Source organism: Pseudomonas sp. B12(2026) (assembly GCF_057767015.1).
Genome location: NZ_CM173430.1, coordinates 1,035,863 through 1,062,383, shown reverse-complemented (window position 1 = coordinate 1,062,383; position 26,521 = coordinate 1,035,863). Strand labels below are relative to the sequence as shown.

Genomic DNA, 26,521 nt, shown 5'->3' with positions numbered 1-26,521 from the left:
GGCACGGCCCCTCAGGCCACGCCATAGCTTCTTGGCAGACGCAACTCCGTCAGAGTGCCGCCATCTTCATGGTTGTACAACTTCACCGTGCCGCCGGCGCGCGTCACGCTGGCCTGGCTGAGGAACAGGCCGAGGCCGAAACCCTTGCCCTTGGTGGTGAAGAAAGGCTTGCCGAGCTGCTCGGCGATCGCCAGCGGGACACCCGGGCCCTGGTCGCGGATGCTCAGGCAGATTTCCCCGGCCGTCCAGTCCAGGCGGATGTCCAGGTCATCCGGGCAGGCGTCGGTGGCGTTGTTCAGCAGGTTGAGCAACGCCTGGCTCAGGTCGGTGGGAGGCACCATGCGCGGCGCCTTGCCCTTGCCGAGGGTCTGGTAACGATAGCTGGCTTCCGGACGCATCAGGTGCCAGCGGTGCAGGACGGCTTCGACCCACTCGTTGGCGCCCTGCTCCACCACCGCCTGGCGGCGGTCCGCCTCGGCGGCGCGCACCAGTTGCTGCAGGGTGTCCTTGCAGAGCTTGACCTGTTCCTGCAGCAGGGCCAGGTCCTCCTGCAGCAGCGGCTGGTCGGCATTGGTCTGGCGCAGCTCCTTGAGCAGCACGCTCATGGTCGCCAGCGGCGTGCCCAGCTCGTGGGCGGCGCCGGCGGCCTGGGTGGCCACGGCGAGCAGCTGCTGGTCGCGCATGCCTTCCTCGCGGCGCTGGGCCTGCAGCTGTTCCTGCCGACGCAGCGCCTCGGACATGCGCGCGACGAAGAAGGTGATCAACGCGGCGGCCAGGGCGAAGCTCAGCCACATGCCGTAGATCAGCAGGTTGTCGCGCTGCCCGGCGGCCATCTCCAGCGGGTGGAACCAGACCAGCAGCACGGTGTAGCTGGCCAGCGCGAGGCCGGCAAGGACGATGGTGTGGAGCCAGGGCAGGGTCGCCGCGGCAATGGTCAGCGGCACCAGGTAATAGGAAACGAAGGGGTTGCTGGAGCCGCCGGAGAAATACAGCAGCACGCTATGGATGATCAGGTCGCAGCCCAGCTGGACGGCGTATTCCAGTTCGGTCACCGGCCACGGGCCGCGCAGGCGCAGGGCGGTGCCCAGGCAGAGCACGAGGGAGACGCCGAGGGTCACGCCCAGGGCCAGCCAGGGCAGCTGCAGCAGTTGGGCCTTGTAGGCAAGCCCGACCGCACCGGCCTGGGCTGCGAGAACGAGAACACGGATGAGCGTCAGATGCAGGAGGTTCTGACGACTGGCGGAAAGCTGGAAAACCGGTGTGCGCATGGTGAATTCCGGAATTTGCGCGAGTATAGCCAAGAGCCCCCTCCAACTTATGCGGCATAGCGCCACAGCATACCGCAGCGCAGGTGCAGGCGGCGGAAACAATTGGTGACACCCGCCGTTGACCCGTTCCGGAACGAATCCGCGTCAGAGGGTCTGACAGTCCTCGCCACTGCCTCCGCTACGCTGTGGCCGGGACATTTTCTGGAGCAAGGAGTCATCCATGTCCGTACTGAAGAAGCCTTTCACCGCCCTCGCCGCCACCCTCGCCCTGTGCGCCACCAGCCTCGGCGCGCTGGCTGACGAGCCGCGCTACAACCAGGTTTCGCTGCGCGCCGAGGTCAGCCAGGAAGTCGCCCACGACCTGATGCACGTCACCCTGTTCAGCGAAGGCCAGGCCGGCGACCCGGCCAAACTGGCCGCCGAGACCACCACCACGCTGAACGCCGCCCTGGAGCGGGCGCGCAAGGTCAAGGGCGTGACCGTCAGCCTGGGCAGCCGCAACAGCTACCCGGTCTACGACGACAAGGGCCAGAAGATCACCGCCTGGCGCGAACGCGCGGAAGTCCGCCTGGAGAGCACCGACTTCGCCGCCCTCTCCCAGCTCACCGCCGACCTGCTGGGCAAGCTGAAGATGGGCAGCATGAACTTCAGCATCGCCGACGCCACCCGGGTGAAGAACGAGGACGCCCTGATGAAAGGCGCGGTGGATGCCTTCAAGGCCCGCGCCCAGGTGCTCACCGACGCCCTCGGCGGCAAGGGCTACAGGCTGGTCAGCCTGAACCTGAACACCTCCGGCGCGCCGCGCCCGATGCCGGTGATGCGCATGGCCACCGCCAAGTTCAGTTCGATGGACGCCGCCCCGGCCCCGGAAATCGAGGCCGGGACCAGCCAGGTGGTGGTCAGCGCCGACGGCACCATCGAGGTGCAGATGCCGTAACACCCACCGCCTCTTCCAGCGCGGCGCCTGCCGGAACCGGGGCGCCGCCGCTCGACCGCACGGTTCCCATTGTCGAAATTGCGACATTCCCTTGCGCCTGTGTCACAACTTCTACACTCATCCGCGCTAGCAGCTTGCGCGCGGCATGTGCCGTGCATAGCTTCACGCAACGCAGTTTTTCAGACTGCCCCTCTACAGAATCAGAATAATCAGAGGTTCGTATGCGTAAGAACGCCGTCATCCGTTCCATGATCGCTGCTGGAATCATCGCCAGCGCACCGCTGTTCGCCCAGGCCGCCAACAACCTGGTCTACTGCTCCGAAGGCAGCCCGGCGGGCTTCGACCCCGGCCAGTACACCACCGGCACCGACTTCGATGCCTCGGCGGAAACCGTCTTCAACCGCCTGACCCAGTTCGAGCGCGGCGGCACCCAGGTCATCCCCGGCCTTGCGGAAAAGTGGGAAGTCTCCGATGACGGCAAGACCTACACCTTCCACCTGCGACCCGGCGTGAAGTTCCACACCACCGACTACTTCAAGCCGACCCGTGAGTTCAACGCCGACGACGTGCTGTTCACCTTCAACCGCATGCTCGACAAGAACCATCCGTTCCGGAAGGCGTACCAGACCGAATTCCCCTACTTCACCGACATGGGCATGGACGCGAACATCGCCAAGGTGGAGAAGGTCGACGACAAGACCGTCAGGTTCAGCCTCAACGAAGTCGACGCCGCGTTCATCCAGAACCTGGCGATGAGCTTCGCCTCGATCCAGTCCGCCGAATACGCCGACCAGTTGCTCAAGCAGGGCAAGGCCAGCGACATCAACCAGAAGCCGATCGGCACCGGCCCGTTCGTGTTCAATCGCTACCAGAAGGACGCGATGATCCGCTTCAAGGCCAACCCGGACTACTGGAACAAGGGCGAGGTGAAGATCGACAACCTGATCTTCGCCATCAACACCGACGCCTCGGTGCGCATGCAGAAGCTCAAGGCCAACGAGTGCCAGATCACCCTCTTCCCGCGCCCGGCCGACCTGGAAGCGCTGAAGAAGGACGCCAACCTGAACATGCCGTCGCAGCCGGGCTTCAACCTCGGCTACATCGCCTACAACGTCCTGCACAAGCCGTTCGACAAGCTGGAAGTGCGCGAGGCGCTGGACATGGCGGTGAACAAGAAGGCGATCATCGACGCCGTCTACCAGGGCGCCGGCCAGCTCGCCGTGAACGGCATGCCGCCGACCCAGTGGTCCTACGACGACACCATCAAGGACGCCGGCTACAACCCGGAAAAGGCCAAGGAGCTGCTGAAGAAGGCCGGCGTGCCCGAAGGCACCGAGATCACCCTGTGGGCCATGCCGGTGCAGCGCCCGTACAACCCCAACGCCAAGCTGATGGCCGAGATGCTCCAGGCCGACTGGGCCAAGGTCGGCATCAAGGCCAATATCGTCACCTACGAGTGGGGCGAGTACATCAAGCGTGCCAAGGGCGGCGAGCATGACGCCATGCTGATCGGCTGGAGCGGCGACAACGGTGACCCGGACAACTGGCTCGGCACCCTGTACGGCTGCGACGCGGTGGACGGCAACAACTTCTCCAAGTGGTGCGACGCGTCCTACGACAAGCTGATCAAGGAAGCCAAGCGCACCACCGACCAGGCCAAGCGCACCGAGCTGTACAAGCAGGCGCAGCACATCCTCAAGGACCAGGTGCCGATCACCCCGATCGCCCACTCCACCGTGTACCAGCCGATGCGCAAGACCGTTCAGGACTTCAAGATCAGTCCGTTCGCGCTGAACTCCTTCTACGGCGTCAGCGTCGGCAAGTAAGGCCAGTGGCCGCCGGATCCTCCGGCGGCCATTGCTCCGGCAGCCATCTTGCGCACCCCACTCGCCCGCATCCTCCTGCTCGGCCTGCTCGGCTGCGCGCCGGCGTTCGGCCAGTCCCTGGTGGTCTGCACCGAGGCCAGCCCGGAAGGTTTCGACATCACCCAGTACACCGCCGCCACCACCGCCGACGCCTCGGCCGAGACGGTGTTCGAGCGCCTGGTGCAGTTCGCCCCCGGCAGCAGCCGCGTGGTGCCGGGCCTGGCGCAAAGCTGGGACATCAGCCCCGACGGCCTGCAATACACCTTCACCCTGCGCCCGGGCGTGAAATTCCACAGCACCGACTATTTCAAGCCGACCCGCGAGTTCAACGCCGACGACGTGCTCTGGAGCTTCCAGCGCCAGCTCGACCCGCGGCATCCGTGGCACACGCTGGCCCCGCGCGGCTTCCCCTACGCCGAGTCGATGGGCCTGCCCGGGCTGATCGCCGCGGTGGAAAAGCTCGACGATCACCGGGTGCGCTTCACCTTGCGGCACCCCGAGGCGCCCTTCCTCGCCGACCTGGCGATGGGCTTCGCCTCCATCTATTCCGCCGAGTACGGCGACCTGCTGCTCGCCGCGCAGAAGACCGAGCAGTTGAACAACCTGCCCATCGGCACCGGCCCCTTCGTCTTCCAGCGCTACCAGAAGGACGCCCAGGTGCGCTTCAACGCCAACCCGGACTACTGGGGCGGCAAGCCGAAGATCGAGCGCCTGCTGCTGGCGATCACCCCGGACCCGAACGTGCGCATCCAGAAGGTCAAGGCCGGCGACTGCCAGATCGCCCTCTACCCCAAGCCCACGGACATTCCCGCGCTACGCCAGGAGCCAGGGCTGAAGGTGGAGGAACTGGATTCCCTGCTGGTCGCCTACGTCGGCATCAACACCCGGCACACGCCGCTGGACGACGTGCGCGTGCGCCAGGCGATCAACCTCGCCTTCGACCGCGACGCCTACCTGCGCGCGCAATTCGGCGAAGGCGCCGCCAGCCCGGCGGTCGCCCCCTATCCGCCGACGCTGTGGGGCTCCGACCCGCAGCTCAAGGGCTGGCCGCACGACCCGGCGCGGGCCAGGCAACTGCTCACCGAAGCCGGCATCCAGCCCGGCCTGAAACTGTCGATCTGGACCCGCCCCGGCGGCGGCCCGACCAACCCCAACCCCGGTATCGGCGCGCAGATGCTGCAGGACGACCTGGGCAAGATCGGCATCCAGGCCGACATCCGCGTGTACGAATGGGGCGAGCTGATCAAGCGCGCCAAGCAGGGCGAGCATGACCTGATCTTCATGGGCTGGGTCGGCGACAACGGCGACCCGGACAACTTCCTCACGCCGAACCTGTCCTGCGCCGCGGCGAAAAGCGGCGAGAACCAGGCCGGCTGGTGCAACGCCGGGTTCGACGAACTGCTGCGCCAGGCCCGCGCCAGCACCGACCAGGAAGTCCGCGCCGGCCTGTACCGCCAGGCGCTGGCGATCTACCAGCGCGAAGCGCCGTGGATCGCCCTGGCCTACCCGAAACAGTTCGCCGTGGTGCGCTCCGGCGTGACGGGCTTCACCCTCAGCCCGCTGGGCTCGAACAACTTTTCGCGGGTCGAGCTCACCCGCTGACGGCTCTTTGCGGGAGCGAGCTTGCTCGCGAACAAACCCCGCTGCGAGCGCTATTCGCGAGCAAGCCCGCTCCTACCCCAAAGCGGCTCGGGCCTGGACCTCCAGGCCGAAGGGATCGTCTACCGAATGGCTCGGCTGGGTAAACCAGCGCGGCCCCTCCGCCGTCATGTAGAAATGGTCTTCCAGACGGATGCCGAACTCACCCGGCACGCAGATCATCGGCTCGTTGCTGAAGCACATGCCAACCTCCAGCGGCGTGCTGTCGCCACGCACCAGATACGGGCCTTCGTGGATATCCAGGCCGATGCCGTGACCGGTGCGGTGCGGCAGGCCGGGCAGTGCGTAATCCGGGCCAAGGCCGCCGGCCTCCAGACAGCGCCGCGCGGCGGCATCCACCCGCTCGCAGGGCGAACCGAGCACCGCAGCCTCGAAGGCCGCCTGCTGCGCGGCCTTCTCCAGCGCCCACAGCGCGCGCTGGCGCGCGCTGGGCGTGCCGAACACAAAGCTGCGGGTGATATCCGAGTTGTAGCCGTACAGCTGGCAACCGGTGTCGATCAGCACCATGTCGCCCTCGCGCAACGGGCGCGGCTGGCGTACACCGTGGGGGAAAGCGCTGTCCTCGCCGAACAGCACGATGCAGAAGGTCGAGCCCGGCGCGCCGACCCGACGGTGCGCCGCCTCGATGAAGCGCACCACCTCGGTGGTGGTGATGCCTTCGCGCAGGATGCTGGCGGCGGCCTTGTGCACCTCCAGCGTCATGTCCTTGGCCCGCTGCATCAGTGCCAGCTCGGCCGGCGACTTGCAGCGCCGGCACTGCTCGATCAGCGCTCCCGCGTCGACCAGTTGCACTGTTCCGGCGACCTGGCGCAGCCGCTCGTACATGCCGAATGGCAGGCTGTGGGAAAGACCGACCCGCGCATCGGCACCGACGTCGATCTCCGCCAGCATCGCCTTCAGCAGCGCGAAGGGGCTTTCGTGTTCGGCCCAGACACCGATGCTGCCGGGCAGCACCTGCAGGTCGCGTACCGTGCCTTCCTCGAAGGCGGGAGCGATGTAACGCACGTCGCCACGCGCCGGCACCAGTGCGCCGACCAAGCGCTCACTGGGACTCCATTTCAATCCAGTGAAATAGAACAGCGAACTGCCGGCATCGACGAAGACCGCCGCCATCCCCTGGGCCTGCATTGACTGCTGCAGGCGCTCGATGCGCAGGCGATAGTCCTCCAGCGCAATCGGCTCGGCGCCAGCCGTCATCACCTGCAACTTCGCCAGCGCCTGCTCGGGGCTGCTGCCCCCTACACCCAGTGTCATGCGACTCTCCCTGAGGGAATGGAAAAGGCAGAAATTTAAGCAACACTTAAATTCAAGGTCAAAGACTTTTCGGTCACGACGCCTTTTCCGCCGATTTCCCGCCCCTTCGTGGCGTAGTGCTTCCAGCGAGCGGCGACGCTGATATGCTGCTGGCGTCCCACAAGAGCCTTGCCAATGTCCGCAGATCGAATCGGAGAACGCCTGCGCCGTTATCGGCGCGCGGCGAAGAAGACCCTGAACGAGGTAGCCGCCGAGTCGGGCCTTACCGCCAGCTTCCTGTCCCAGGCCGAGCGCAATCTCACCGGCGTCTCGCTGTCGTCCCTGGCGAACATCGCCAAGGCCCTGGACGTGCCGCTCAATGCGCTGTTCGACTCGCCGCCGCAGATACCGCCGGACTCGCACCAGGGCGAGCGCGTGCGCTACACCATCGAAGGCCAGCCGCTGAGCTACGAGCGGCTGTCCAGCAGCTTTCCCGGCAATCAGCTGAATGCGGTGAAAGTGACGGTTCCGGTGGGTTACGAATCGGAACTGATCACCCACGACGGCTCGGAATTCGCCTACGTCCTCAGCGGACGCCTCGCCTATGTGATCGACGGCCACACCTATCCGCTGGGTCCCGGCGACTCCGTGCATTTCGACTCCGGCAAGCGTCACTGCCTGCGCAACACCGGTGACAGCATCGCCGAAATGCTCTCGGTCACCACCCTGCCGCTGTTCGGCGAACATCCCGCAACCTGATTCACGGACTGGAAAACTTTCAGCCTCACCGAATTTTAAGTTGAACTTAATTTCAGCCTGACTTAACTTCTGCGCCTGCGTGGCCGGCACAGACCTGCCACGCCTGGACAGCGTCCACCCGGCCCTGTCCGAGCAAGCCGGCTCCGGACCCCATCGGTTCGCCGGCCCCTCAGAAGAACAACAATGAGGTCAGGCAATGCGCAAGATGCGACGTAATCCCCTGCACGCGATCACCCTGGGTGGGCTGTTGCTCGCCGGCTCCGCGGCCCATGCCGCTTCCAGCCTGGTGTATTGCTCCGAAGGCAGCCCGGCGGGCTTCGACCCCGGCCAATACACCACCGGCACCGATTACGACGCCACTTCCGAAACCCTGTTCAACCGCCTCGTGCAGTTCCAGCGCGGCAGCACCGAAGCCCAGCCGGCCCTGGCGCAAAGCTGGGAAACCTCCGCCGACGGCAAGACCTGGACCTTCCACCTGCGCCCGGGGGTGAAGTTCCACACTACCGACTACTTCAAGCCGACCCGCGAATTCAACGCCGACGACGTGCTGTTCACCTTCAACCGCATGCTCGACAAGGACCAGCCGTTCCGCAAGGCCTACCCCACCGAGTTCCCCTACTTCACCGACATGGGCCTGGACCGCAACATCGCCAAGGTGAGCAAGGTCGACGAGCACACCGTGACCTTCACCCTCAACGAAGTCGACGCGGCGTTCGTGCAGAACCTGGCGATGAACTTCGCCGCCATCCAGTCCGCCGAGTACGCCGACCAACTGCTCGGGCAGGGCAAGCCCGGCGAGATCAACCAGAAGCCCATCGGCACCGGCCCCTTCGTGTTCAGCCGCTACCAGAAGGACGCGATGATCCGCTTCAAGGGCAACAAGGACTACTGGAAGCCCGAGGACGTGAAGGTCGACAACCTGATCTTCGCCATCAACACCGACGCTTCGGTGCGCGTGCAGAAGCTCAAGGCCGGCGAGTGCCAGATCACCCTGAACCCGCGCCCGGCAGACCTGGAAGCGCTGAAGCAGGACGCCAACCTGAACATGCCGTCGCAGCCGGGCTTCAACCTCGGCTACCTGGCCTACAACGTCACCCACGCCCCGCTGGACAAGACCGACGTGCGCCGCGCACTGGACATGGCGCTGAACAAGCAGGCGATCATCGATGCGATCTACCAGGGCGCCGGCCAGCTGGCGGTGAACGCCATGCCGCCGACCCAGTGGTCCTACGACACCTCCATCAAGGGCCAGGCCTACGATCCGGAACAGGCCAAGGCGCTGCTGAAGAAAGCCGGCGTCGCCGAAGGCACCGAGATCACCCTGTGGGCCATGCCGGTGCAGCGCCCCTACAACCCCAACGCCAAGCTGATGGCCGAGATGATCCAGGCCGACTGGGCCAAGGTCGGCATCAAGGCGAAGATCGTCACCTACGAATGGGGCGAGTACATCAAGCGCGCCCACGCGGGTGAGCACGACGCCATGCTGTTCGGCTGGACCGGCGACAACGGCGACCCGGACAACTGGTTGGGCACGCTCTACGGCTGCGATTCGGTCAGCGGCAACAACGTCTCCAAATGGTGCGACGCGGACTACGACAAGCTGGTGCGCCAGGCCAAGGCCACCACCGACCACGACCAGCGTGTCGCCCTCTACCAGAAGGCCCAGCAGCTCCTCGCGCAGCAGCTGCCCATCAGCCCGATCGCCCACTCCACCGTCTACCAGCCCATGCGCAAGTCGGTGCAGGGCTTCCTGATCAGCCCGTTCGGGCGCAATTCCTTCTACGGCGTGGCCAACCAGCCCTGACCGCCGATCCGCCGCTGGCGGCCGTTACCGCCTGAATGCCAGCCCGGCGCAGACCGGGCGGCACAACCAGACTCGTCACTGCCCAAATTCCATGAGCGTCCGCAAGGCTGGCGACAACGGTGCCCCGGACAACCTCCTTTCGTCGAACCGTCCCTGTACGGCGGCGAAATCAGGGGAAAACCACGCGTTCTGGTGCGATCAGGCGTTCGAAACGCTGATTCAGGAAGCCCGTCAGGCGAATGACACGGAAAAACGAGCGAAACCTTATAGAAACGCGACATCCATCTTCCACGAACAATCGCCATGGATTCCCCTCGCGCATCCTAAGCTGTTCAATGTGCGACGCAGCAAGATCGAGGGCCGCACCATCAGCCCGCTAACCACCAACAACTTTGCCGATATCCAGGTGAAGCAATAAGAAACCGGCGCCATCAGCATCCCGATGAATAGCCGCTCGATGAGGAGTCCTCAACCACCATGCTGAGTTTCATCGCACGCCGCTTCGGCCTGCTGATCCCGACCTTCTTTGGCGTCACCCTCCTCACCTTCGCGCTGATCCGCCTGATCCCGGGCGACCCGGTGGAAGTGATGATGGGCGAACGCCGCGTCGATCCGCAGATGCACGCCGAGGCCATGCACCGCCTGGGCCTCGACAAGCCCCTCTACCAGCAGTACCTCGACTACATCGGCAACCTCGCGCAGGGCAACCTGGGCGAATCGCTGACCACCCGCGACAGCGTCTGGCACGAGTTCCTCACCCTCTTCCCCGCCACCCTCGAACTGTCGCTGGCGGCCCTGCTGTTCGCCGGCACCTTCGGCCTGCTCGCCGGGGTGATCGCCGCGCTCAAGCGTGGCTCGCTGTTCGACCACGGGGTGATGACGGTCTCCCTGGCCGGCTACTCGATGCCGATCTTCTGGTGGGGCCTGATCCTCATCATGCTGTTCTCCGTGAGCCTGAGCTGGACCCCGGTATCCGGGCGCCTGGACCTGCTCTACGACATCGAGCCGAAAACCGGCTTCATGCTCATCGACACCCTGCTCTCCGACGAGGAAGGCGCGTTCGTCGACGCAGTGCGCCACCTGATCCTGCCGGCCATCGTGCTGGGCACCATCCCGCTGGCGGTGATCGCCCGCATGACCCGCTCGGCGATGCTCGAAGTGCTGCGCGAGGACTACGTGCGCACCGCCCGCGCCAAGGGCCTGTCGCCGGCCCGCGTGGTGTTCATCCACGCCCTGCGCAACGCCATGATCCCGGTGCTCACCGTGTTCGGCCTGCAGGTCGGCACGCTGCTCGCCGGCGCCGTGCTCACCGAGACCATCTTCTCCTGGCCCGGCATCGGCAAATGGCTGATCGACGCCATCAGCCGCCGCGACTACCCGGTGGTGCAGAACGGCATCCTGCTGGTGGCGACCCTGGTGATCCTCGTCAACTTCATCGTGGACATCCTCTATGGCCTCGCCAACCCACGTATTCGCCACCAACGCTGAGAAACTGCCCATGGCCTGCTGCGCGTCGGCGATACAGCGTCAGACTCCGCCGATAAATGCTCATTTGCTTGATGCAAACTGCGCTTTCTCGGCGGACTCTTCCTCGTCTCGCTCTAGCTCGCCAGGCCCTGAGCAGCTTCTACGGAGCCCATCATGAATACCGCAAGCAACGCTCCCACCAGCGACCCGAGCCTGGTCTACCCGTCCCCGCTGAAAGAGTTCTGGCAAGCCTTCGCGCGCAACAAGGGCGCGGTCGGCGGCCTGCTGTTCATGCTGGTCATCGTGTTCTGCGCGCTGTTCGCGCCCTGGGTCGCGCCCCATGACCCCAGCGCGCAGTTCCGCGAATTCCTGCTCACCCCGCCGGTGTGGCTGGAAGGTGGCCAGGCGCGCTTCCTGCTCGGCACCGACGAACTGGGCCGCGACCTGCTTTCGCGCCTGATGCACGGCGCGCGGCTGTCGCTGAAGATCGGCCTGGCCTCGGTGGTGATCTCGATGATCCCCGGGATCATCCTCGGCCTGCTCGCCGGCTTCTCGCCCAACCGCCTGGGCCCGGTGATCATGCGCCTGATGGACATCATGCTGGCCCTGCCCTCGCTGCTGCTGGCGGTGGCCATCGTCGCCATCCTCGGCCCGGGCCTGATCAACACCGTGATCGCCATCGCCATCGTCTCGCTGCCGGCCTACGTGCGCCTGACCCGCGCCGCGGTGATGGGCGAGGTGAACCGCGACTACGTCACCGCCTCGCGCCTGGCCGGCGCCGGCACCCTGCGCCTGATGTTCGTCACCGTGCTGCCCAACTGCATGGCGCCGCTGATCGTGCAGGCCACCCTGAGCTTCTCCTCGGCCATCCTCGACGCCGCCGCCCTGGGCTTCCTCGGCCTCGGCGTGCAGCCGCCGACCCCCGAGTGGGGCACCATGCTGGCCTCGGCGCGCGACTACATCGAGCGCGCCTGGTGGGTGGTCTCGCTGCCCGGCCTGACCATCCTGCTCAGCGTGCTGGCGATCAACCTGATGGGCGACGGCCTGCGCGACGCGCTGGACCCGAAGCTGAAGAACGCGGCGTGAGGAGCATCCCGATGAAGACCTCCCTGCTCTTCGTAGGAGCGAGCTTGCTCGCGAACCTGCAATCCCCCGCGCTCCCCGTTCGCGAGCACGCTCGCTCCTACAACAAGAAACGCCTGATGGAGACCGCCGTATGAGCCTCCTCGACATCCGCAATCTCTCGGTGCGCTTCGGCGACCGCAATGCCGTCCCGGTGGTGGACGGCCTCGACCTCTCGGTGGACAAGGGCGAAGTCCTGGCCATCGTCGGCGAATCCGGCTCCGGCAAATCCGTGACCATGATGGCCCTGATGGGCCTGATCGACGCCCCCGGCATCATCACCGCCGACACCATGCGGTTCGACGGCACCGACATGCTGCGCCTGAAGGGCCGCGAGCGGCGGCGCATCGTCGGCAAGGACATCGCCATGGTCTTCCAGGACCCGATGACCGCACTCAACCCCAGCTTCACCGTCGGCTACCAGATCGAGGAAGTGCTCAAGCTGCACCTCGGCCTGCGCGGCAAGGCGCTGCACCAGCGCGCCCTGGAACTGCTCGAACGGGTGGAAATCCCCGGCGCCGCCCAGCGCCTGGACGCCTACCCGCACCAGCTTTCCGGCGGCATGAGCCAGCGCGTGGCGATCGCCATGGCGATTGCCGGCGAGCCCAAGCTGCTGATCGCCGACGAACCCACCACCGCGCTGGACGTGACCATCCAGGCGCAGATCATGGAACTGCTGCTGAACCTGCAGCGCGACCAGGGCATGGCGCTGATCCTGATCACCCACGACCTCGCCGTGGTCGCCGAGACCGCCCAGCGCGTCTGCGTGATGTACGCAGGGCAAGCGGTGGAGATCGGCCAGGTGCCGCAGTTGTTCGACGCCCCCACCCACCCCTACACCGAGGCGCTGCTCAAGGCGATTCCCGAGCACTGCGCCGGCGCCGAGCGCCTGGCAACCCTGCCCGGCATCGTCCCCGGCCGCTACGACCGGCCGCAGGGCTGCCTGCTGTCGCCGCGCTGCCCCTACGCGCAGGACAACTGCCGCGCCGTGCGCCCGGCCCTGGAACCCCACGGGCGCGGCGCGGTGCGCTGCTTCTACCCGCTCAACCTGGATACCGAGGTGGCCCGATGAACGCCGTCCTGACCGCCCGCGACCTCACCCGTCACTACGAAATCTCCCAGGGCCTGTTCAAGCCGCACGCGCTGGTGCGCGCGTTGAACGGGGTGTCCTTCGAACTGCAGGCCGGCAAGACCCTCGCCGTGGTCGGCGAATCCGGCTGCGGCAAGTCCACCCTCGCCCGCGCTCTGACCCTGATCGAGGAGCCCACCGCAGGCTCCCTGCAGATCGCCGGCCACGAGGTGAAAGGCGCCAGCCACGAGACGCGCAAGCAACTGCGCCGCGACGTGCAGATGGTCTTCCAGAACCCCTACGCCTCGCTCAACCCGCGGCAGAAGATCGGCGACCAGCTGGCCGAACCGCTGGTGATCAACACCAGCCTCTCCCGCGCCGAACGCCGCGAGCGCGTGCAGGCGATGATGAGGCAGGTCGGCCTGCGCCCCGAGCACTACCAGCGCTACCCGCACATGTTCTCCGGCGGCCAGCGCCAGCGCATCGCCCTGGCCCGCGCGATGATGCTGCGGCCCAAGGTGCTGGTGGCGGACGAACCGACCTCGGCGCTGGACGTATCGATCCAGGCCCAGGTGCTCAACCTGTTCATGGACCTGCAGCAGGAATACGGCACCGCCTACGTGTTCATCTCGCACAACCTCGCCGTGGTCCGCCACGTGGCCGACGACGTGCTGGTGATGTACCTCGGCCGCCCGGCGGAAATGGGCCCGGCGGACAAGCTCTACGAACGCCCGCTGCACCCCTACACCCAGGCCCTGCTGTCGGCGACCCCGGCCATCCACCCCGATCCGGACAAGCCCAAGATCAAGATCCAGGGCGAACTCCCCAACCCGCTCAACCCGCCCAGCGGCTGCGCCTTCCACAAGCGCTGCCCCTATGCGACCGAGCGCTGCCGGAGCGAAGTGCCGGAGCTGCGCCTGCTCGACGCGCGCCAGGTGGCCTGCCACCACGCGGAGCAATTCCTGAACTGAAACGCGGTGGGCCGGTCTTAAGCCGGCCCACCCTTTCCGGAAAGTCCCGCCAGGGTGGCGTCCCGCCACTGCCCGCAACGCCGTGGCCGTTATCCACAGGGCCACGATCCTCATGCTGCTGTTGTTCCTCCTGCTCATCCTCGTCACCGCCATCGTCGCCAACGTCCAGCTGCACAAGTGGAAGCGCCAGCAGCGGATGGACGTCCGCGCAGCGGTGAAATCCCGGAAGAAGCCGGCGCCGAGGAAGAAGGCCGAGGACGAAATCGATCTCGACCAGATCGACTGGGACGGCCTCGCCCAGGAAGAACCGGACCTCGCCCCGCCCCCACCGGCGCCCGTAGCGCCGCCACAGCCCGCTCCCGCCCAGGTGCCCGCGCAGCCCCCCACGCCCCAGCCGAACGCCGAGCCGGACGCCGGGTTTTCTCCCCTGGAGCGCGCACTGCCGCCGGGGCAACTGACGGCGGCGCAGCGCGACGACGCCATGGCGCAACTGCTCAAGGCCAGCCTGCACCTGCCCGCCCCGGAACCCGGCGAAAAACACCTGGTGCTGGACATGGACGACGGCAGCTTCGTCCCCGCCGCCACCCACCCGGCGGCGGCCGCCATCGCCCTCGGGCATCTCGCCGAGAACCTGCGGCAGCGCACAGGCGCGCAACTGCTGCGCGAACTGCGCGGCAAGGAACTGGGCTTGCTGGTCGTCGCCCGCAATCCGCAGAAACCGACGGTTGCGCGCCTGTGGAAAATCCGTCCGGAAGACCTCTGACACGGCACCCCAACCGCACGGAATCGACACGTTGGATGGCGTGGAGCGAAGCGATACCCATCGATGAACAGACCGGCCCCGCCGATGGGTATCGCAAGCTCCACCCATCCTACGAAAGGCCGTCACCCGCTCAGCCCCCGCAGCAGGGATCGTTCGCGAGCAAGCTCGCTCCTACAGGTCAAAGGTCACGGATCAGCGCCAGGCGCACGCCAAAGCCCAGCAGCACCCCGCCGAAGCCCCATTGCTGCAGCCGCTGCGCCAGCCGGTGCCGCGCCAGCCAGCGGCCCATGCGCTCGCCGCTGACCGCGTAGAAGCTGTCGAACGCCAGCCCGACCACCACCAGCACCGCGCCGAGCAGCGCGAACTGCGCCGCCAGCGGGCCGTTCTGCGGCTGGATGAACTGCGGCAGCAGCACCGAGCAGAACAGCAGCGCCTTGGGGTTCAGCAGATTGGTCAGCACCCCGCGGCGAAAGGCCCGCCGGTAGCCCGCCGGGTCCTGTGCGCCTTCGCCGCTGCCCGGGGCGAAACCGGCCGGCGCGCGCAGCAGTTGCAGGCCGATCCAGGCCAGGTACAAACCGCCGACGATGCGCACCGCATCGAAGGTCCAGGGCGCGCTGCGGAACAGCAGCGCCAGCCCGGTCGCCGCCAGCGCCACATGGCAGCCACGCGCCAGCGCCAGCCCAGCGGCGGTGGCCAGCGCCGCGCGCCGGCCTTCGCGGGCGCCGGTGTGCAGCAGGAGGATCATGTCCGGCCCCGGCAGCAGGTAGACCATCGCCAGGGCCAGCAGGAACACGCCGATATTCATGGGAAACGCTCCGCGGAAGTGATTGCGGATAAGGATTCTATGCCCGAAGGCCGAGGCAGGTGCTTGCGTATTCATCCATGATCGGCAGACTGATTGGCATATCCTGCCAATCGACATGCACAAGAGAGCCCACTCGTGCCAAATCCGAAACTGGACGCCTACGACCACCGCATCCTCGCCGCCCTGCAGCGCGACGGCCGCCTGACCAACGTGCAGCTGGCCGAGGAAATCGGCCTGTCGCCCTCCCCCTGCCTGCGCCGCGTGCGCCTGCTGGAAGAGGCCGGGATGATCCGCGGCTACCACGCCGAACTGGGCCGCGACGAAGTCGGGCTGGGCCTGACGGTGTTCGTCGGGGTGAAGGTCGAGCGCCACAGCGACGCCAGCGCCGCCGCCTTCCGCCAGGCGGTGATCGACCTGCCGGAAGTCATCTCGGTGCACCTGGTCAGCGGCGAGTCGGACTTCCTCCTGCAAGTCGTGCTGCCCGACCTGCGCGCCTACGAGCTGTTCCTCACCGGCACCCTGCTCAAGCTGCCGGGCATCAGTGACATCCGCAGCAATTTCGCGATCCAGACGGTGAAGGAGTCGGCGCCGCTGCCGCTGCGGCACCTGCCTAGGTAGCGAAGAACCGCAGGAACGCGCGCAGCTCCGCCTGCGCCTGCTCCACCGTCGTCTCGGCGAAGCGCACCTCGCTGTGCGCCGGGCATTGCGCCAGGCGGCCGAGGTCCAGCGGGTGCAGCACGCCGAGGATGGGGTAGCCGCCCATGGTCTGCCGGTCGGCCAGCAGGATGATCGGCTGGCCATCCGGCGGCACCTGGATGGCGCCGTCCACCACGCCCAGCGACCACTGCCGGCGCGGCGCGTCCAGCGCCTCGCCGCGCAGGCGCACGCCCATGCGGTCGGATTGCGGGCTGACCTGCCAGGGCTGGGCGAAGAAGGCTCCACGTTGTTCGTCGCTGAAGGCATCGGGGCCGGGCAGCACGCGCAGGAGCGGCGGCTCGCGGTAATCCGGCTGATACGGCCAGGGCACGCTGGCGGCACGGCGGAAACGCCCGGCGTCGACGGCGCAATCCAGCAGATCGCCGACTGCGAGCGGCTGGCCATTGCCGGCAAGGCCGCCGAGTCGCTCCCGTGTCTGGGTGGAGACACTGCCCAGCACCGGCGCGGCACGGAAACCGCCCGCCGCCGCGAGATAGGCCCGCTGCCCGGCGCGGGCGAAACCCAGCTTCAGGCACTGCCCGCCCCGCACGCGGAAGCGCGACCAGGCGGGCAGCGGCTCGCCGTCGAGTGTCGCCGGCAGCTCCGCGCCGGTCAGCGCCAGCCAGGTGTCGGCCTGCGCCTGCAGCTCCACGCCGCCCAGGGCGATTTCCAGCAACGGCGCGCCGCCGGGGTTGCCGAGCAGCCGATTGGCCCAGGCCGCCGCGTGTTTATCCACAGGGCCGCCGGGCGAGACGCCCAGCCCCTGCCAGCCGTGGCGTCCGCCGTCCTGCAGCAGGCACAGCGGGCCGCAGGCGATCACCTTCAGGCTCATGGCTCGCCACCGGCGGCGCGGTAGGTCGCTTCGTCGACGGGCACGAAGCGCACCCGGTCGCCCACCGCCAGCGGGCAGGGCGGCTGCCGTTGCGCATCGAACAGGCGCTGCGCGGTGCGGCCGAGCAGATGCCAGCCGCCGGGCGAGGCCTGTGGATAAACCGCCGTCTGCCGCTCGGCGATGGCCAGGCTGCCGGCCGGCACCCGGGTGCGCGGGGTGGCCCGGCGCGGCAGGGCGAGGCGTTCGTCGAGCTCGCCGAGGTAGGCGAAGCCGGGCGCGAAGCCGATGGCGCCGACGCGGTAGTCGCGGCCGGCGTGCAGGTCGATCACCTGCGCGGGTGTGAAGCCGCACCGGCGGGCGACTTCGGCGAGGTCTTCGCCGGCGTACCACACGGCGATTTCATGCAGGCGGCCCGCTTCGCTGGCGCCGGGCTCACCCGGCCAGTCGGCCAGCGCGGCCTGGACACGGCGCTGCAACTGCGGCAGGTCGATGCGCAGCAGGTCGTAGTGCAGCAGCAGAGTGGTCCAGCCGGGCACGCAGTCGCTCAGCGCCGCGCCCAGCTCGCCGCGCAGGCGCTCGGCCAGGCGGGCGATACGCAAGGGCAAGGCGTCGTCGGGCTGCTCGGCCAGGGTGATCAGCAGCGCCTGGGCGCCGAAGGGCTCGACGCGGATCATGCCTGGTCCAGCAGGCCACGCAGGCGCCGCAGCACCGCCAGGGATTCGGGGTTGTCGCCGTGCACGCAGAGGCTGTCGGCGCGCAGGCGCAGCGGGTTGCCGTCGATGTCCGGGAAGGGTTCGCCGCGGGCGATGGCCAGGGCCTGGTCGAGGATGCGCTGCGGCTCGTGGTGCACGGCGTCGGGCAGGCGGCGCGGGGCGAGCTGGCCGTCGGCCAGGTAGGCACGGTCGGCGAAGGCTTCGAACATCAGCGGCACGTCGGCGGCGTCGGCCAGCTGCAGTTCGCGGCGGTTGTCGGCCAGGGCCAGGACCATCAGCGGCAGGCCCTTGCGGTAGGCGGCGCAGGCGTCGAGCACGGCGCAGAGCAGCGCGTCGTCGCGCACCAGGTCGTTGTACAGCGCGCCGTGGGGCTTCACGTAGTCGACGCGGGTGCCGGCGGCGCGGCAGAAGGCGTCCAGCGCGCCGAGCTGGTAGAGCACCAGCGCCTGCACTTCCTCGGGCGAGCAGCTCAGGTGGCGGCGGCCGAAGCCGGCGAGGTCCGGGTAGGCCGGGTGCGCGCCGATGCTGACGCCATGCTGCACCGCCAGGCGCACGCTGCGCTGCATGGTCAGCGGGTCGCCGGCATGGTAGCCGCAGGCGAGGTTGGCCTGGTCGATCAGCGGCATGGCATGGGCATCGTTGCCCATGCGCCAGGCACCGAAGCTTTCGCCCATGTCGCAGTTGAGCAGGATTCGCGCGCTGCGCTCGCTCATCGGTCTCTCCATTCCTCGAAATTTCCTACAGGTTAAAAACCTTTGTCCTTCAGTGAATACTCCGCCATGAACGGGAGGAGTACCATCCGTGATGTCGATTCACAGATACATCGTCCCCCCGAATGATCAAAGCCGCCATCCTGGCCGCCTTCGGCCTGAGCATCGTCCATGTCCATCTGCGCGGTCGGGTACGCCACAAATTCTCGCGCCAACTGACCGACCACTCCAGCTTCCTGGCGCCGATCAACTGCCTCATGTATCTGTGCTCGCGGGTGCCGGGCCGGCCATACCTGAACGCCGACACCTTCCCCGAGCTGCGCCTGCTGAGCGAGAACTGGCAGGTCATCCGCAGCGAAGCGCTGCGCCTGCGCGACGCCGGCAGCATCAAGCGCTCCGAGCAGCTCGACGATGCGGGCTTCAATTCCTTCTTCAAGACCGGCTGGAAGCGCTTCTACCTGAAGTGGTACGACGACAGCCATCCCTCCGCCGAGGCGCTGTGCCCGCAGACCACCGAGCTGCTGCGGCGGATTCCCTCGGTCAAGGCGGCGATGTTCGCCGAGCTGCCGCCGGGCTCGCGCCTGGTGCGCCACCGCGATCCCTACGCCGGCTCGCTGCGCTACCACCTGGGGCTGATGACGCCGAACGATCCGGGCTGCTTCATCGAGGTGGACGGCGAGCGCTACCACTGGCGCGACGGCGAGGCGGTGGTGTTCGACGAGACCTACATCCACTACGCCGAGAACAGCACCGGGCATGACCGGGTGATCCTCTTCTGCGACATCGAGCGGCCGCTGAACTACCGCTGGGCCACGGCGCTCAACCGCTGGTTCAGCCGCCATGTGATGGCCGCGGCCGCCTCGCCCAACGACGCGGGCGACAGGACCGGCGGCATCAACCGCGCCTTCGCCTCGCTGTACAGGATCCGCCTGCACGGCAAGGCGCTGAAGAAGCGCAACCGCACGTTGTATTACCTGCAGAAGTGGGGATTCGTCGCGGCGCTGCTGGCGCTGTTTCTCTGGATCTGAGCGGCGCCCCGAGGCCTCCGCATTCGTGGGGGCCTTTGGGTTTAGGGCGTTCTGAAAGACTTCGCGGACAAGGTCCGCTCCTACGAAAAGCGCCCCGGCGTATGCGGCTGCTCTTGTAGGAGCGGACCTTGTCCGCGATGGGCGGCGAAAGCCGCCGCGTCAGTACACGTCGCGCCGGTAGCGCCCGCTCTCCAGCAGCGCTTCGACCTCGCCGTCGCCGAGCAGCTCGCGCAACGTGCGGTCGACGCCCTCGGCCATGCCCTGCAGGCTGCCGCAGACGTGGATCACCGCGCCGTCGTCCAGCCATTGGGCCAGCGTTTCGCCAGCCGCGCGCAGGCGGTCCTGCACGTAGACCTTCTCCGCCTGGTCGCGGGAGAAGGCGAGGTCCAGGCGCTGCAGCTCGCCGCGCGCCAGCATGCCTTCCAGCTCCTCGCGGCAGTAGAAGTCGTGGGCGCGGTGGCGCTCGCCGAACAGCAGCCAGTTGCGCCGGCGGCCCTCGGCGATGCTGGCGCGCAGCAGGCCGCGCAGGCCGGCGAGGCCGGTGCCGTTGCCGATCAGGATCAGCGGGCGGTCGTCTTCGCTGAGGTGGAAGCTGCGGTTGCGGCGCAGGCGCAGCAGCAGGCTGCCGTCCTCGGGCAAGTACTCGGTCAGCCAGCCGGAGCAGATGCCCAGCGAGCCGTCGGCGTGCTGTTCCTGGCGCACGATCAGTTCCAGCGCGCCGTCGCTGCGCAGCGAGGCGATGGAGTACTGGCGCACCGACAGCTTGATCAGCGCGTCGTGCACCGCCTGGCCGTGCAGGCCGACCAGGTGTTCGAGATTGGCCGGCAGCAGGCAGCCGGCCAGGGCGTCCCGCAGCGGCGTGGCGAGGCCGTCGACCTGGATGCGGGAGTCGCCGTCCAGCCCCAGCCGGCCGAGCCAGGCGCTGACCAGGAATTGCGGCTGGCGCGGCACGATTTCCACCAGGTCGCCGGCGCGCCAGTCGATCCGCGAATCCCCCGGCGCGGCCAGGCGCAGCAGCCAGGTGGATTCGCCCTGGCTGCCCGGGTTGAGGCATTCGCGGCCGGCCAGCGTCCAGACCTCGAAGGCCGCCGCGCTGAACGCGGCCGGCGAGGCGGCGCCGGAGACTTCGGCCAGGCGCCGCTGCCAGTCGTGCAGCGCGGCGGCGTCGCCGTTGTCCACCTCGACGCCGTCGAACAGCGTGCGCGCGCCCTGCCCTTGCAGCCAGCCCTGCAGGCGCCGGGCGAAGCCGCAGAAGTGTTGGTACTGGCGATCGCCCAGGGCGAGCACGGCGAAGCGCAGGCCGTCCAGCCCGAGGCTCTGGCCCAGCAGCTGGCGCTCGAAGCCGCGGGCGCTGTCCGGGGCCTCGCCGTCGCCGAAGGTGCTGACCACGAACAGCGCGTTGCGGGTTCGCTCCAGTTGCGCGCGGTCCAGCTTCGCCAGCGGCTCGACCCGCACCGGCAGGCCGGCGGCCTGCAACTGCCCGGCGCTCTGCCAGGCCAGTCGCTCGGCGAAGCCGCTCTGGCTGGCGTAGCCGACCAGCCAGGCATCGGCGCCGGTGGCGCTGTTGTCCAGCTCGCCACGGGCGGCCCGGGCCGCGCGCCGCTTGCGCCGGCGGTCGAGGTAGAGCAGCCAGCCGGTGATGAAGAACAGCGGCATCGACAGGCTCGCCAGCATCATCAGGATGCGCCCCGGCAGGCCGAAATAGCTGCCCACGTGCAGGGCGTAGACGCTGGTCAGCAGTTGCCGGCCGAACGCGCTGTCGTTGTAGCGCCTGTCGGCCAGCAGCCTGCCGCTGGCCGGGTCGATGGTCATCTCGTTGAGGGCGCGCTCGTGGGCGGCGTCATCGAGCAGGTAGAAGACGGTCGCCGGCTGGCCCTTCACCGGCGGCAGGCGCAGGTTGTAGGCGGTCATCGCGGCGCCGCCGGTCTGCTGCACGGTATTCCAGATGGCGCTGGCATCGACCACCGGCGGCGGGCCTTGCGGCGCCGGGCCGCGCTTGCCGCCGTGCAGCCCCTTGGACTGGCCGGCCGGGGTGTCGTCGAGCAGCCGGGTCAGGCCGCCGCGGAACCAGTCGTAGGACCAGTAGAGGCCGGTCAGCGTCAACAGCAGGTAGAACGCCAGGCACCAGGTACCGGCGACGGCGTGCAGGTTCCAGTTGAACGCGCGGCCCTTCCGGGCCCGGTCGAAGGTCAGCCAGGCGCGCCAGTCCAGGGCCTTGCGCGGCCAGCGCAGGTACAGGCCGGAGAGGCACAGGTAGAGCAGGATCAGGGTGCAGGCGCCGGTGACCTGTTTGCCCGCCTCGCCCGCGGCGAGGAAGCGGTGCAGCTGCATGACGAAGTTGAAGAAGCCTTCGCCCCGGGGCGCCGGCAGGAAGTCTCCGGTGTAGGGGTCGACGTAGCGCGACTCGCCACGGCGCTGGCCCGGCTTGGGTGTGTAGAAGAGGCGGCCGGCCTTGTCACCGTCGATGGTCACCCAGACGAAGGCGACCTTCTTGCCCGGCTCGGCGCTCTCCACCCGGCGGATCAGTTCGTCCATCGGCAGGGTGCCGCCGGCGCGTTTTTCCACGGTGAGGCTGGCGGGGTTCACGGCGCGCAGGATTTCGTCCTGGAACGACAGCATCGCCCCGGTCACGCCCATCAGCACCAGCACGAGCCCCGCGCTGATGCCGAACAGCCAGTGCAACTGGAACCAGACTTTCTTCAACACCGTGGCCTCACGTCATGCCGCCCTTCGCGCGGGGCGGGATTTTATTGAGAATTTATCGCAAATGCAGCTGATTTTTACGAAGCCGCCTTTGCGCAGGCAATGCGCAGGTAGACAAAAACCCCGGCCGAGGAGCGGCGGCCGGGGTGATTCGCCCGGAGGCGGACCTCAGAAGTGGAGGTTGACGCCCAGCAGCGCGGTGCGGCCCGGGGCGACGTGGGCCATGTGGGTGCTGTAGACCTGGTCGAAGTAGCGCTTGTCGGTCAGGTTCTGCACGTTCAGCTGCAGGTCAACGTTCTTGCTGATCACGTACTTGGCCATGGCGTCGTAGCGCCAGTAGGACGGGATCATCGTGGTGTTGGCGGTGTTGCCGTACTGCTCGTCGACATAGGTGGCGCCGCCGCCGACGGTGAAGCCGTGCAGGACGTCGTAGGTGCTCCACAGGGTGAAGTTGTTCTGCGCGGTCTGCGGCATGCGGTTGCCTTCGTCGCCGGCCACGCTGGACTTGCGGATTTCGCTGTCGAGGTAGGTGTAGCCGCCGAAGACTTTCCACTTGGGCGTCAGCGCGCCGTTGAAGCCCAGTTCCACGCCCTGCACGCGCTGCTCGCCGTCGAGCACCTGCACCGTGGAGTCATCCGGCGAGGCCACGCGGGCGTTGGTCTTGTCGGTGCGGAACACTGCCGCGTTGAGCGACAGCGCCTCGTCGAAGAAGGCCCACTTGGTGCCCAGTTCGAGGTTGCGGTTGCGTTCCGGATCGAGGTTGGTATTGGCCGCGGTGATCTCCTGGCCGCCCTCGCCGGCGGTCTCGCCGCTGGGGTTGCTGGAGGTGGACCAGGCCAGGTAGACGCTGCCGTTGCGCGCCGGCTTGAAGACCAGGCCGGTCTGGTAGTTCCAGAAGTGGGTGTCGTTCTCGCGCTTGAAGTTGCCGGCCGGGGCGCGGGTGGCGTAGCCGCTCTGCTCGACGCTGTAGTCGTCGTAGCGCAGGCCCAGGTTCAGGTCCCACTGGTCGTTCAGGGCCAGGGTGTCGAACACGTAGGCGGCGCTGGTCCTGGTGTCGGTATCGGTGAAGGCCTTGCCGTCGGCGATGCTGCCGGCCCAGTGGTCCTTCGGCGTCGGGTCGTTCAGGCTGGTGCAGTCGCCGCTGGCCAGCAGGGCCGCGTTGCAGGTGCTGCCGGACGCGCCCTGGGTGAAGGCGTAGGGGCGGTTGTGCACGTCCTCGTAGCTGAACTCCAGGCCCGTGACCAGGCTGTGCTTGATGAAGCCGGTGTGGAAGTCGGCCTTCAGGTCGGTCTGGTTGACCCAGCCCTTGGAGGTGGAGTTGCGGCTCTTCGGCGCGCGGTAGACGAAGCCGTTGGCGACGTTGCCCTTGCTGTCGTCCGGCGTGGTCACCACGTAGTCGAGGGTGGTGCGGACCATGCGGAAGCTGTTGGACAGCGTCAGGTCGTCGTTGATGTCGTGCTCGAGGCGGAAGGTGCCGCTGTCGGTGGTGCTCTTGCGGTAGTCGCGGTGGGTCAGGCCGTAGAAGTTGTCACGATCGACCGACACCGGCTTGCTCGGGTTCTGCTTGCTGCGCCCGGCGAGGGTCAGCGGCAGGCCGTAGTCGGGAATGTCGTCGGTATCCAGGTGGTAGTAGGAGAAGGTCGCGCGGGTCGGCGTGTCGAAGCCGAAGGTCACGGTCGGCGCCACGCCCCAGCGGCTGACGCTGACGCCGTCGCGGCCGGCGACGTTGGCCTCGTGCTTGAGCAGGTTGAGGCGGAAGGCCGCGTTGTCGCCCAGTGTGTGGTTGACGTCGAGGGTGGTGCGGCGGGTCTGGTCGGAGCCGTAGACGAAGCTGGCGTCGTTGAAGTCCTGCTGCTTGGCGGTCTTGCTGATCAGGTTCAGGCTGCCACCGGTGGAGCCGGCGCCGGTGTAGGCCGAGCCCGGGCCCTTGCTGACTTCGACCTGCTCGATGTTGAAGATTTCGCGGGTCTGCGAGGCGACGTCGCGCATGCCGTCGAGGAAGGTGTCGCTCTCGGCGTTAAAGCCGCGGATGAACGGCCGGTCGCCCGCCGGGTTGCCGCCCTCGCCCGCGCCGAAGGTGATGCCGGGCGTGGTGCGCAGGGCGTCCTGCAGGGTCAGCGCGCCGGTGTCCTTGATCACCTGCTGCGGAATCACAGTGACGGTCTTGGGCGTATCCAGCAGCGGCGCGGTGTACTTCTTCGAGGCGGAGGTCTCGACGTTATAGGTCGCCGGGTCCTGCTGGGTGCCGACGACGGTGTCGGCGTCCAGGGACAGCACGTCCTGTTCCGGCTTCTTTTCCGAGGATTCGGCGGCATGGGCCAGGTGGCCGCCGGACATCGCGGTGATGGCTACACCGACGGCGGAAGCCAGCAGACGCGGCGTGTTGCCGGCGAGATCGGACGATTGGCGCGACATTGCATATCCCTCCCCAGGGGTTCATGAAGGCCGCGAAATCTATTTCAATTGAGAATTTATATCAATTACTAGATATTCTCATACGAGGATGATTTACAAGATTTACATTTTCAGTCCGGTCCATCCGGGGGATGGCGGTTGTAGCTCGCCATTGCAAATCATTATCATCAGCGAATTCTCGGAAACCGACGGAGCCCTCCATGCTGCTGCACATCCCCGGCATCTTCACCCGTGCTGAAGTGGCGCGCATCCGCGCGGCCCTGGAACAGGCCGAATGGGGCGACGGCAAGGTCACCGCCGGTTACCAGTCGGCCCGCGCCAAGCACAACCTGCAACTGCCGCAGGAGCATCCGCTGGCCCGCGAGATCGGCGAGGCCATGCTGCAGCGCCTGTGGAGCAACCCGCTGTTCCAGTCCGCCGCGCTGCCGCACAAGGTGTTCCCGCCGCTGTTCAACTGCTACACCGCCGGCGGCGCCTTCGACTTCCACATCGACAACGCCGTGCGCGACGTCCAGGGCGGCCGCGAGCGGGTGCGCACCGACGTCTCCTCGACGCTGTTCTTCAGCGACCCCGAGGATTACGACGGTGGCGAACTGGTGATCCAGGACACCTACGGCACCCAGCAGGTGAAGCTGCCGGCCGGCGACCTGGTGCTCTACCCCGCCACCAGCCTGCACAAGGTCAACCCGGTGACCCGTGGCGCGCGCATCGCCTCGTTCTTCTGGACCCAGAGCCTGGTGCGCGAGGACAGCCAGCGCGCCCTGCTGTTCCAGATGGACCAGTCGATCCAGGCGCTGACCCGCGACGTGCCCGAGCATCCCGCGCTGGTCGAGCTCACCGGCACCTACCACAACCTGCTGCGCCGCTGGGTGGATGTCTGACCGCCCATGAGCTTCGTCCTGCGCCGCACCGAAGAAGTCACCGTTGACGACCTCGCCGACAACCCGCTCAAGGCCGCCCGGCTGATCCTCGCCGCCGCCCGCGACGGCGAGCTGGAAGCCCAGGCGCTGCTCGGCCAGATCCTCCTCGACGGCCACGGCATCGAGCGCGATCCGGTGCTGGCCATGACCTGGTTCGGCATCGCCGCCGGGCGCGGCCATGCCATGGCGCGCAACATGCTCGGCCGCTGCCTGGAGCACGGCTGGGGCTGCGCCGCCGATCCCGCCGCGGCCGCCGGCCACTACGCGCTCGCCGCCGGGGCGGACCTGGACTGGGCGATGTACAACCTGGCCAACCTGCTGGCCACCGGGCGCGGCGTGGCGCGTGACGAGGCGCACGCCCTGGCGCTGTACCGCCGGGCGGCGGAACGGGGGCACGCCAAGTCGATGAACCTGGTCGGCCGCTTCTTCGAGGAGGGCCTGGTGGTCCCCCGCGACGTCGAGGCCGCCCGCCGCTGGTATCGGCGCTCCGCCGAGGCCGGCGACTTCCGCGGCCAGTTCAGCCACGCCACGATGCTGGCCGAGGCCGGCGACCTGGCGGGCGCCCTGCCCTGGCTGCAGCGCGCGCTGCAGGGCGGCAACCTGAACTTCCTGCGGGTCGCCCGCGAGCAGCTGGCCCGCTCCCAGCAGCAAGCCCTGCGGCGGCTGGCCCACGCCTATGGCCAGCGCGCCGCCGAGCTGGGCGATGCGTCCGACCGGGAATACCTGGAAACACTCGCATCCCAGGGGAATGCTGCAACTTGACGTATTTTTCACGTCATTCC

Annotated in this window: 24 protein-coding genes; 16 read left to right on the top strand and 8 right to left on the bottom strand. The window is 67.7% G+C overall.

Features of this window, described 5'->3' with window-relative positions:
• Positions 1–11: 11 nt before the first annotated feature.
• Positions 12–1,268: an ATP-binding protein gene (locus AC3B6A_RS05010; RefSeq protein WP_488401199.1), complete on the bottom strand. Its 1,257-nt coding sequence runs from the start codon at positions 1,266–1,268 to the stop codon at positions 12–14.
• A 220-nt stretch (positions 1,269–1,488) separates the two neighbouring features.
• On the opposite strand from AC3B6A_RS05010, the gene AC3B6A_RS05005 reads away from it, so the two are divergent.
• The 3 genes from AC3B6A_RS05005 to AC3B6A_RS04995 all read left to right on the top strand — a co-directional run bounded on the left by AC3B6A_RS05005 (position 1,489) and on the right by AC3B6A_RS04995 (position 5,672).
• The gene (locus AC3B6A_RS05005) at positions 1,489–2,205 is read left to right on the top strand and encodes an SIMPL domain-containing protein (RefSeq protein WP_488401198.1); all 717 of its coding nucleotides are present in this window, start codon (positions 1,489–1,491) and stop codon (positions 2,203–2,205) included.
• Positions 2,206–2,426: 221 nt separating this feature from the next.
• Positions 2,427–4,031: an ABC transporter substrate-binding protein gene (locus AC3B6A_RS05000; RefSeq protein ID WP_488401197.1), complete on the top strand. Its 1,605-nt coding sequence runs from the start codon at positions 2,427–2,429 to the stop codon at positions 4,029–4,031.
• Positions 4,032–4,079: 48 nt separating this feature from the next.
• Positions 4,080–5,672 (top strand): ABC transporter substrate-binding protein, encoded by a 1,593-nt coding sequence (locus AC3B6A_RS04995; protein ID WP_488401196.1) that lies wholly within the window; start codon positions 4,080–4,082, stop codon positions 5,670–5,672.
• 72 nt (positions 5,673–5,744) lie between these two features.
• Here AC3B6A_RS04995 and AC3B6A_RS04990 read toward each other — a convergent pair whose 3' ends face one another.
• Entirely contained in the window at positions 5,745–6,983 is a 1,239-nt protein-coding gene (locus AC3B6A_RS04990; RefSeq protein WP_488401195.1) for a M24 family metallopeptidase, read from the bottom strand.
• A gap of 174 nt (positions 6,984–7,157) precedes the next feature.
• Here AC3B6A_RS04990 and AC3B6A_RS04985 point away from each other — a divergent pair, with 174 nt between their 5' ends.
• From AC3B6A_RS04985 to AC3B6A_RS04945, 9 genes are all read left to right on the top strand, one after another.
• Positions 7,158–7,721 (top strand): helix-turn-helix domain-containing protein, encoded by a 564-nt coding sequence (locus AC3B6A_RS04985; protein WP_488401194.1) that lies wholly within the window; start codon positions 7,158–7,160, stop codon positions 7,719–7,721.
• Positions 7,722–7,917: 196 nt separating this feature from the next.
• Complete coding sequence (locus tag AC3B6A_RS04980; RefSeq protein ID WP_488401193.1) at positions 7,918–9,525, top strand: ABC transporter substrate-binding protein; 1,608 nt, start codon at positions 7,918–7,920, stop codon at positions 9,523–9,525.
• 91 nt (positions 9,526–9,616) lie between these two features.
• Positions 9,617–9,943 (top strand): hypothetical protein, encoded by a 327-nt coding sequence (locus tag AC3B6A_RS04975; RefSeq protein ID WP_488401192.1) that lies wholly within the window; start codon positions 9,617–9,619, stop codon positions 9,941–9,943.
• Between the two features lie 59 nt (positions 9,944–10,002).
• A complete protein-coding gene (locus AC3B6A_RS04970) occupies positions 10,003–11,013 on the top strand; it encodes an ABC transporter permease subunit (RefSeq protein ID WP_488401191.1) in 1,011 nt (336 codons plus the stop codon).
• A 153-nt stretch (positions 11,014–11,166) separates the two neighbouring features.
• On the top strand, positions 11,167–12,078 hold the full coding sequence (locus AC3B6A_RS04965; protein ID WP_488401190.1) for an ABC transporter permease subunit: 912 nt from the start codon (positions 11,167–11,169) through the stop codon (positions 12,076–12,078).
• Between the two features lie 11 nt (positions 12,079–12,089).
• On the top strand, positions 12,090–12,212 hold the full coding sequence (locus tag AC3B6A_RS04960) for a hypothetical protein (RefSeq protein ID WP_488401189.1): 123 nt from the start codon (positions 12,090–12,092) through the stop codon (positions 12,210–12,212).
• Positions 12,209–13,186, top strand: a complete 978-nt coding sequence (locus AC3B6A_RS04955) for an ABC transporter ATP-binding protein (protein WP_488401188.1) — start codon at positions 12,209–12,211, stop codon at positions 13,184–13,186. The genes AC3B6A_RS04960 and AC3B6A_RS04955 overlap by 4 nt, the downstream gene beginning before the upstream one ends.
• Positions 13,183–14,154 (top strand): peptide ABC transporter ATP-binding protein, encoded by a 972-nt coding sequence (locus AC3B6A_RS04950; protein WP_488401187.1) that lies wholly within the window; start codon positions 13,183–13,185, stop codon positions 14,152–14,154. Before AC3B6A_RS04955 ends, AC3B6A_RS04950 begins: the two co-directional genes overlap by 4 nt.
• Before the next feature lie 112 nt (positions 14,155–14,266).
• The gene (locus AC3B6A_RS04945) at positions 14,267–14,917 is read left to right on the top strand and encodes a hypothetical protein (protein WP_488401186.1); all 651 of its coding nucleotides are present in this window, start codon (positions 14,267–14,269) and stop codon (positions 14,915–14,917) included.
• A gap of 178 nt (positions 14,918–15,095) precedes the next feature.
• Here the strand turns inward: AC3B6A_RS04945 and AC3B6A_RS04940 are convergent, their stop codons facing one another.
• Positions 15,096–15,722, bottom strand: a complete 627-nt coding sequence (locus tag AC3B6A_RS04940) for a LysE family translocator (RefSeq protein ID WP_488401185.1) — start codon at positions 15,720–15,722, stop codon at positions 15,096–15,098.
• 135 nt (positions 15,723–15,857) lie between these two features.
• Here AC3B6A_RS04940 and AC3B6A_RS04935 point away from each other — a divergent pair, with 135 nt between their 5' ends.
• Positions 15,858–16,340, top strand: a complete 483-nt coding sequence (locus tag AC3B6A_RS04935; protein ID WP_488401184.1) for an Lrp/AsnC family transcriptional regulator — start codon at positions 15,858–15,860, stop codon at positions 16,338–16,340.
• Here AC3B6A_RS04935 and AC3B6A_RS04930 read toward each other — a convergent pair.
• From AC3B6A_RS04930 to AC3B6A_RS04920, 3 genes are read right to left on the bottom strand one after another with little or no spacing between them, the layout of a single operon-like run.
• Positions 16,333–17,250 carry a 5-oxoprolinase subunit C family protein gene (locus AC3B6A_RS04930; RefSeq protein WP_488401183.1) on the bottom strand — a complete coding sequence of 306 codons (918 nt, stop codon included), beginning with the start codon at positions 17,248–17,250 and terminating at the stop codon, positions 16,333–16,335. The genes AC3B6A_RS04935 and AC3B6A_RS04930 overlap by 8 nt on opposite strands.
• Positions 17,247–17,924, bottom strand: a complete 678-nt coding sequence (gene pxpB / locus AC3B6A_RS04925; RefSeq protein WP_488401182.1) for a 5-oxoprolinase subunit PxpB — start codon at positions 17,922–17,924, stop codon at positions 17,247–17,249. The genes AC3B6A_RS04930 and pxpB overlap by 4 nt, the downstream gene beginning before the upstream one ends.
• Positions 17,921–18,676, bottom strand: coding sequence for a 5-oxoprolinase subunit PxpA (locus AC3B6A_RS04920; protein ID WP_488401181.1), 756 nt, complete (start codon positions 18,674–18,676; stop codon positions 17,921–17,923). The genes pxpB and AC3B6A_RS04920 overlap by 4 nt, the downstream gene beginning before the upstream one ends.
• Positions 18,677–18,801: 125 nt before the next feature.
• On the opposite strand from AC3B6A_RS04920, the gene lpxO reads away from it, so the two are divergent.
• The gene (gene lpxO / locus AC3B6A_RS04915; protein ID WP_488403517.1) at positions 18,802–19,701 is read left to right on the top strand and encodes a lipid A hydroxylase LpxO; all 900 of its coding nucleotides are present in this window, start codon (positions 18,802–18,804) and stop codon (positions 19,699–19,701) included.
• A 159-nt stretch (positions 19,702–19,860) separates the two neighbouring features.
• On the opposite strand, the gene AC3B6A_RS04910 is transcribed toward lpxO, so the two are convergent.
• On the bottom strand, positions 19,861–22,404 hold the full coding sequence (locus AC3B6A_RS04910; RefSeq protein ID WP_488403515.1) for a PepSY domain-containing protein: 2,544 nt from the start codon (positions 22,402–22,404) through the stop codon (positions 19,861–19,863).
• Between the two features lie 168 nt (positions 22,405–22,572).
• Positions 22,573–24,819, bottom strand: a complete 2,247-nt coding sequence (locus AC3B6A_RS04905) for a TonB-dependent receptor (protein WP_488401180.1) — start codon at positions 24,817–24,819, stop codon at positions 22,573–22,575.
• Positions 24,820–25,019: 200 nt separating this feature from the next.
• On the opposite strand from AC3B6A_RS04905, the gene AC3B6A_RS04900 reads away from it, so the two are divergent.
• Positions 25,020–25,700: a Fe2+-dependent dioxygenase gene (locus AC3B6A_RS04900; RefSeq protein ID WP_488401179.1), complete on the top strand. Its 681-nt coding sequence runs from the start codon at positions 25,020–25,022 to the stop codon at positions 25,698–25,700.
• A gap of 6 nt (positions 25,701–25,706) precedes the next feature.
• Positions 25,707–26,501 carry a tetratricopeptide repeat protein gene (locus AC3B6A_RS04895; RefSeq protein WP_488401178.1) on the top strand — a complete coding sequence of 265 codons (795 nt, stop codon included), beginning with the start codon at positions 25,707–25,709 and terminating at the stop codon, positions 26,499–26,501.
• Positions 26,502–26,521 lie beyond the last annotated feature (20 nt).

What these genes read in the sequence shown, in the direction of transcription:
- AC3B6A_RS04965 (WP_488401190.1), top strand. Translation starts at nt 11,167, where the DNA reads ATGAATACCGCAAGCAACGCTCCCACCAGCGACCCGAGCCTGGTCTAC.
- AC3B6A_RS04930 (WP_488401183.1), bottom strand. Translation starts at nt 17,250, where the DNA reads ATGAGCCTGAAGGTGATCGCCTGCGGCCCGCTGTGCCTGCTGCAGGAC.
- AC3B6A_RS05000 (WP_488401197.1), top strand. Translation starts at nt 2,427, where the DNA reads ATGCGTAAGAACGCCGTCATCCGTTCCATGATCGCTGCTGGAATCATC.
- AC3B6A_RS04900 (WP_488401179.1), top strand. Translation starts at nt 25,020, where the DNA reads ATGCTGCTGCACATCCCCGGCATCTTCACCCGTGCTGAAGTGGCGCGC.
- AC3B6A_RS04975 (WP_488401192.1), top strand. Translation starts at nt 9,617, where the DNA reads ATGAGCGTCCGCAAGGCTGGCGACAACGGTGCCCCGGACAACCTCCTT.
- pxpB (WP_488401182.1), bottom strand. Translation starts at nt 17,924, where the DNA reads ATGATCCGCGTCGAGCCCTTCGGCGCCCAGGCGCTGCTGATCACCCTG.
- AC3B6A_RS04970 (WP_488401191.1), top strand. Translation starts at nt 10,003, where the DNA reads ATGCTGAGTTTCATCGCACGCCGCTTCGGCCTGCTGATCCCGACCTTC.
- AC3B6A_RS04940 (WP_488401185.1), bottom strand. Translation starts at nt 15,722, where the DNA reads ATGAATATCGGCGTGTTCCTGCTGGCCCTGGCGATGGTCTACCTGCTG.
- AC3B6A_RS05010 (WP_488401199.1), bottom strand. Translation starts at nt 1,268, where the DNA reads ATGCGCACACCGGTTTTCCAGCTTTCCGCCAGTCGTCAGAACCTCCTG.
- AC3B6A_RS04905 (WP_488401180.1), bottom strand. Translation starts at nt 24,819, where the DNA reads ATGTCGCGCCAATCGTCCGATCTCGCCGGCAACACGCCGCGTCTGCTG.
- AC3B6A_RS04985 (WP_488401194.1), top strand. Translation starts at nt 7,158, where the DNA reads ATGTCCGCAGATCGAATCGGAGAACGCCTGCGCCGTTATCGGCGCGCG.
- AC3B6A_RS04960 (WP_488401189.1), top strand. Translation starts at nt 12,090, where the DNA reads ATGAAGACCTCCCTGCTCTTCGTAGGAGCGAGCTTGCTCGCGAACCTG.
- AC3B6A_RS05005 (WP_488401198.1), top strand. Translation starts at nt 1,489, where the DNA reads ATGTCCGTACTGAAGAAGCCTTTCACCGCCCTCGCCGCCACCCTCGCC.
- AC3B6A_RS04955 (WP_488401188.1), top strand. Translation starts at nt 12,209, where the DNA reads ATGAGCCTCCTCGACATCCGCAATCTCTCGGTGCGCTTCGGCGACCGC.
- AC3B6A_RS04950 (WP_488401187.1), top strand. Translation starts at nt 13,183, where the DNA reads ATGAACGCCGTCCTGACCGCCCGCGACCTCACCCGTCACTACGAAATC.
- AC3B6A_RS04980 (WP_488401193.1), top strand. Translation starts at nt 7,918, where the DNA reads ATGCGCAAGATGCGACGTAATCCCCTGCACGCGATCACCCTGGGTGGG.
- AC3B6A_RS04895 (WP_488401178.1), top strand. Translation starts at nt 25,707, where the DNA reads ATGAGCTTCGTCCTGCGCCGCACCGAAGAAGTCACCGTTGACGACCTC.
- AC3B6A_RS04990 (WP_488401195.1), bottom strand. Translation starts at nt 6,983, where the DNA reads ATGACACTGGGTGTAGGGGGCAGCAGCCCCGAGCAGGCGCTGGCGAAG.
- AC3B6A_RS04945 (WP_488401186.1), top strand. Translation starts at nt 14,267, where the DNA reads ATGCTGCTGTTGTTCCTCCTGCTCATCCTCGTCACCGCCATCGTCGCC.
- AC3B6A_RS04920 (WP_488401181.1), bottom strand. Translation starts at nt 18,676, where the DNA reads ATGAGCGAGCGCAGCGCGCGAATCCTGCTCAACTGCGACATGGGCGAA.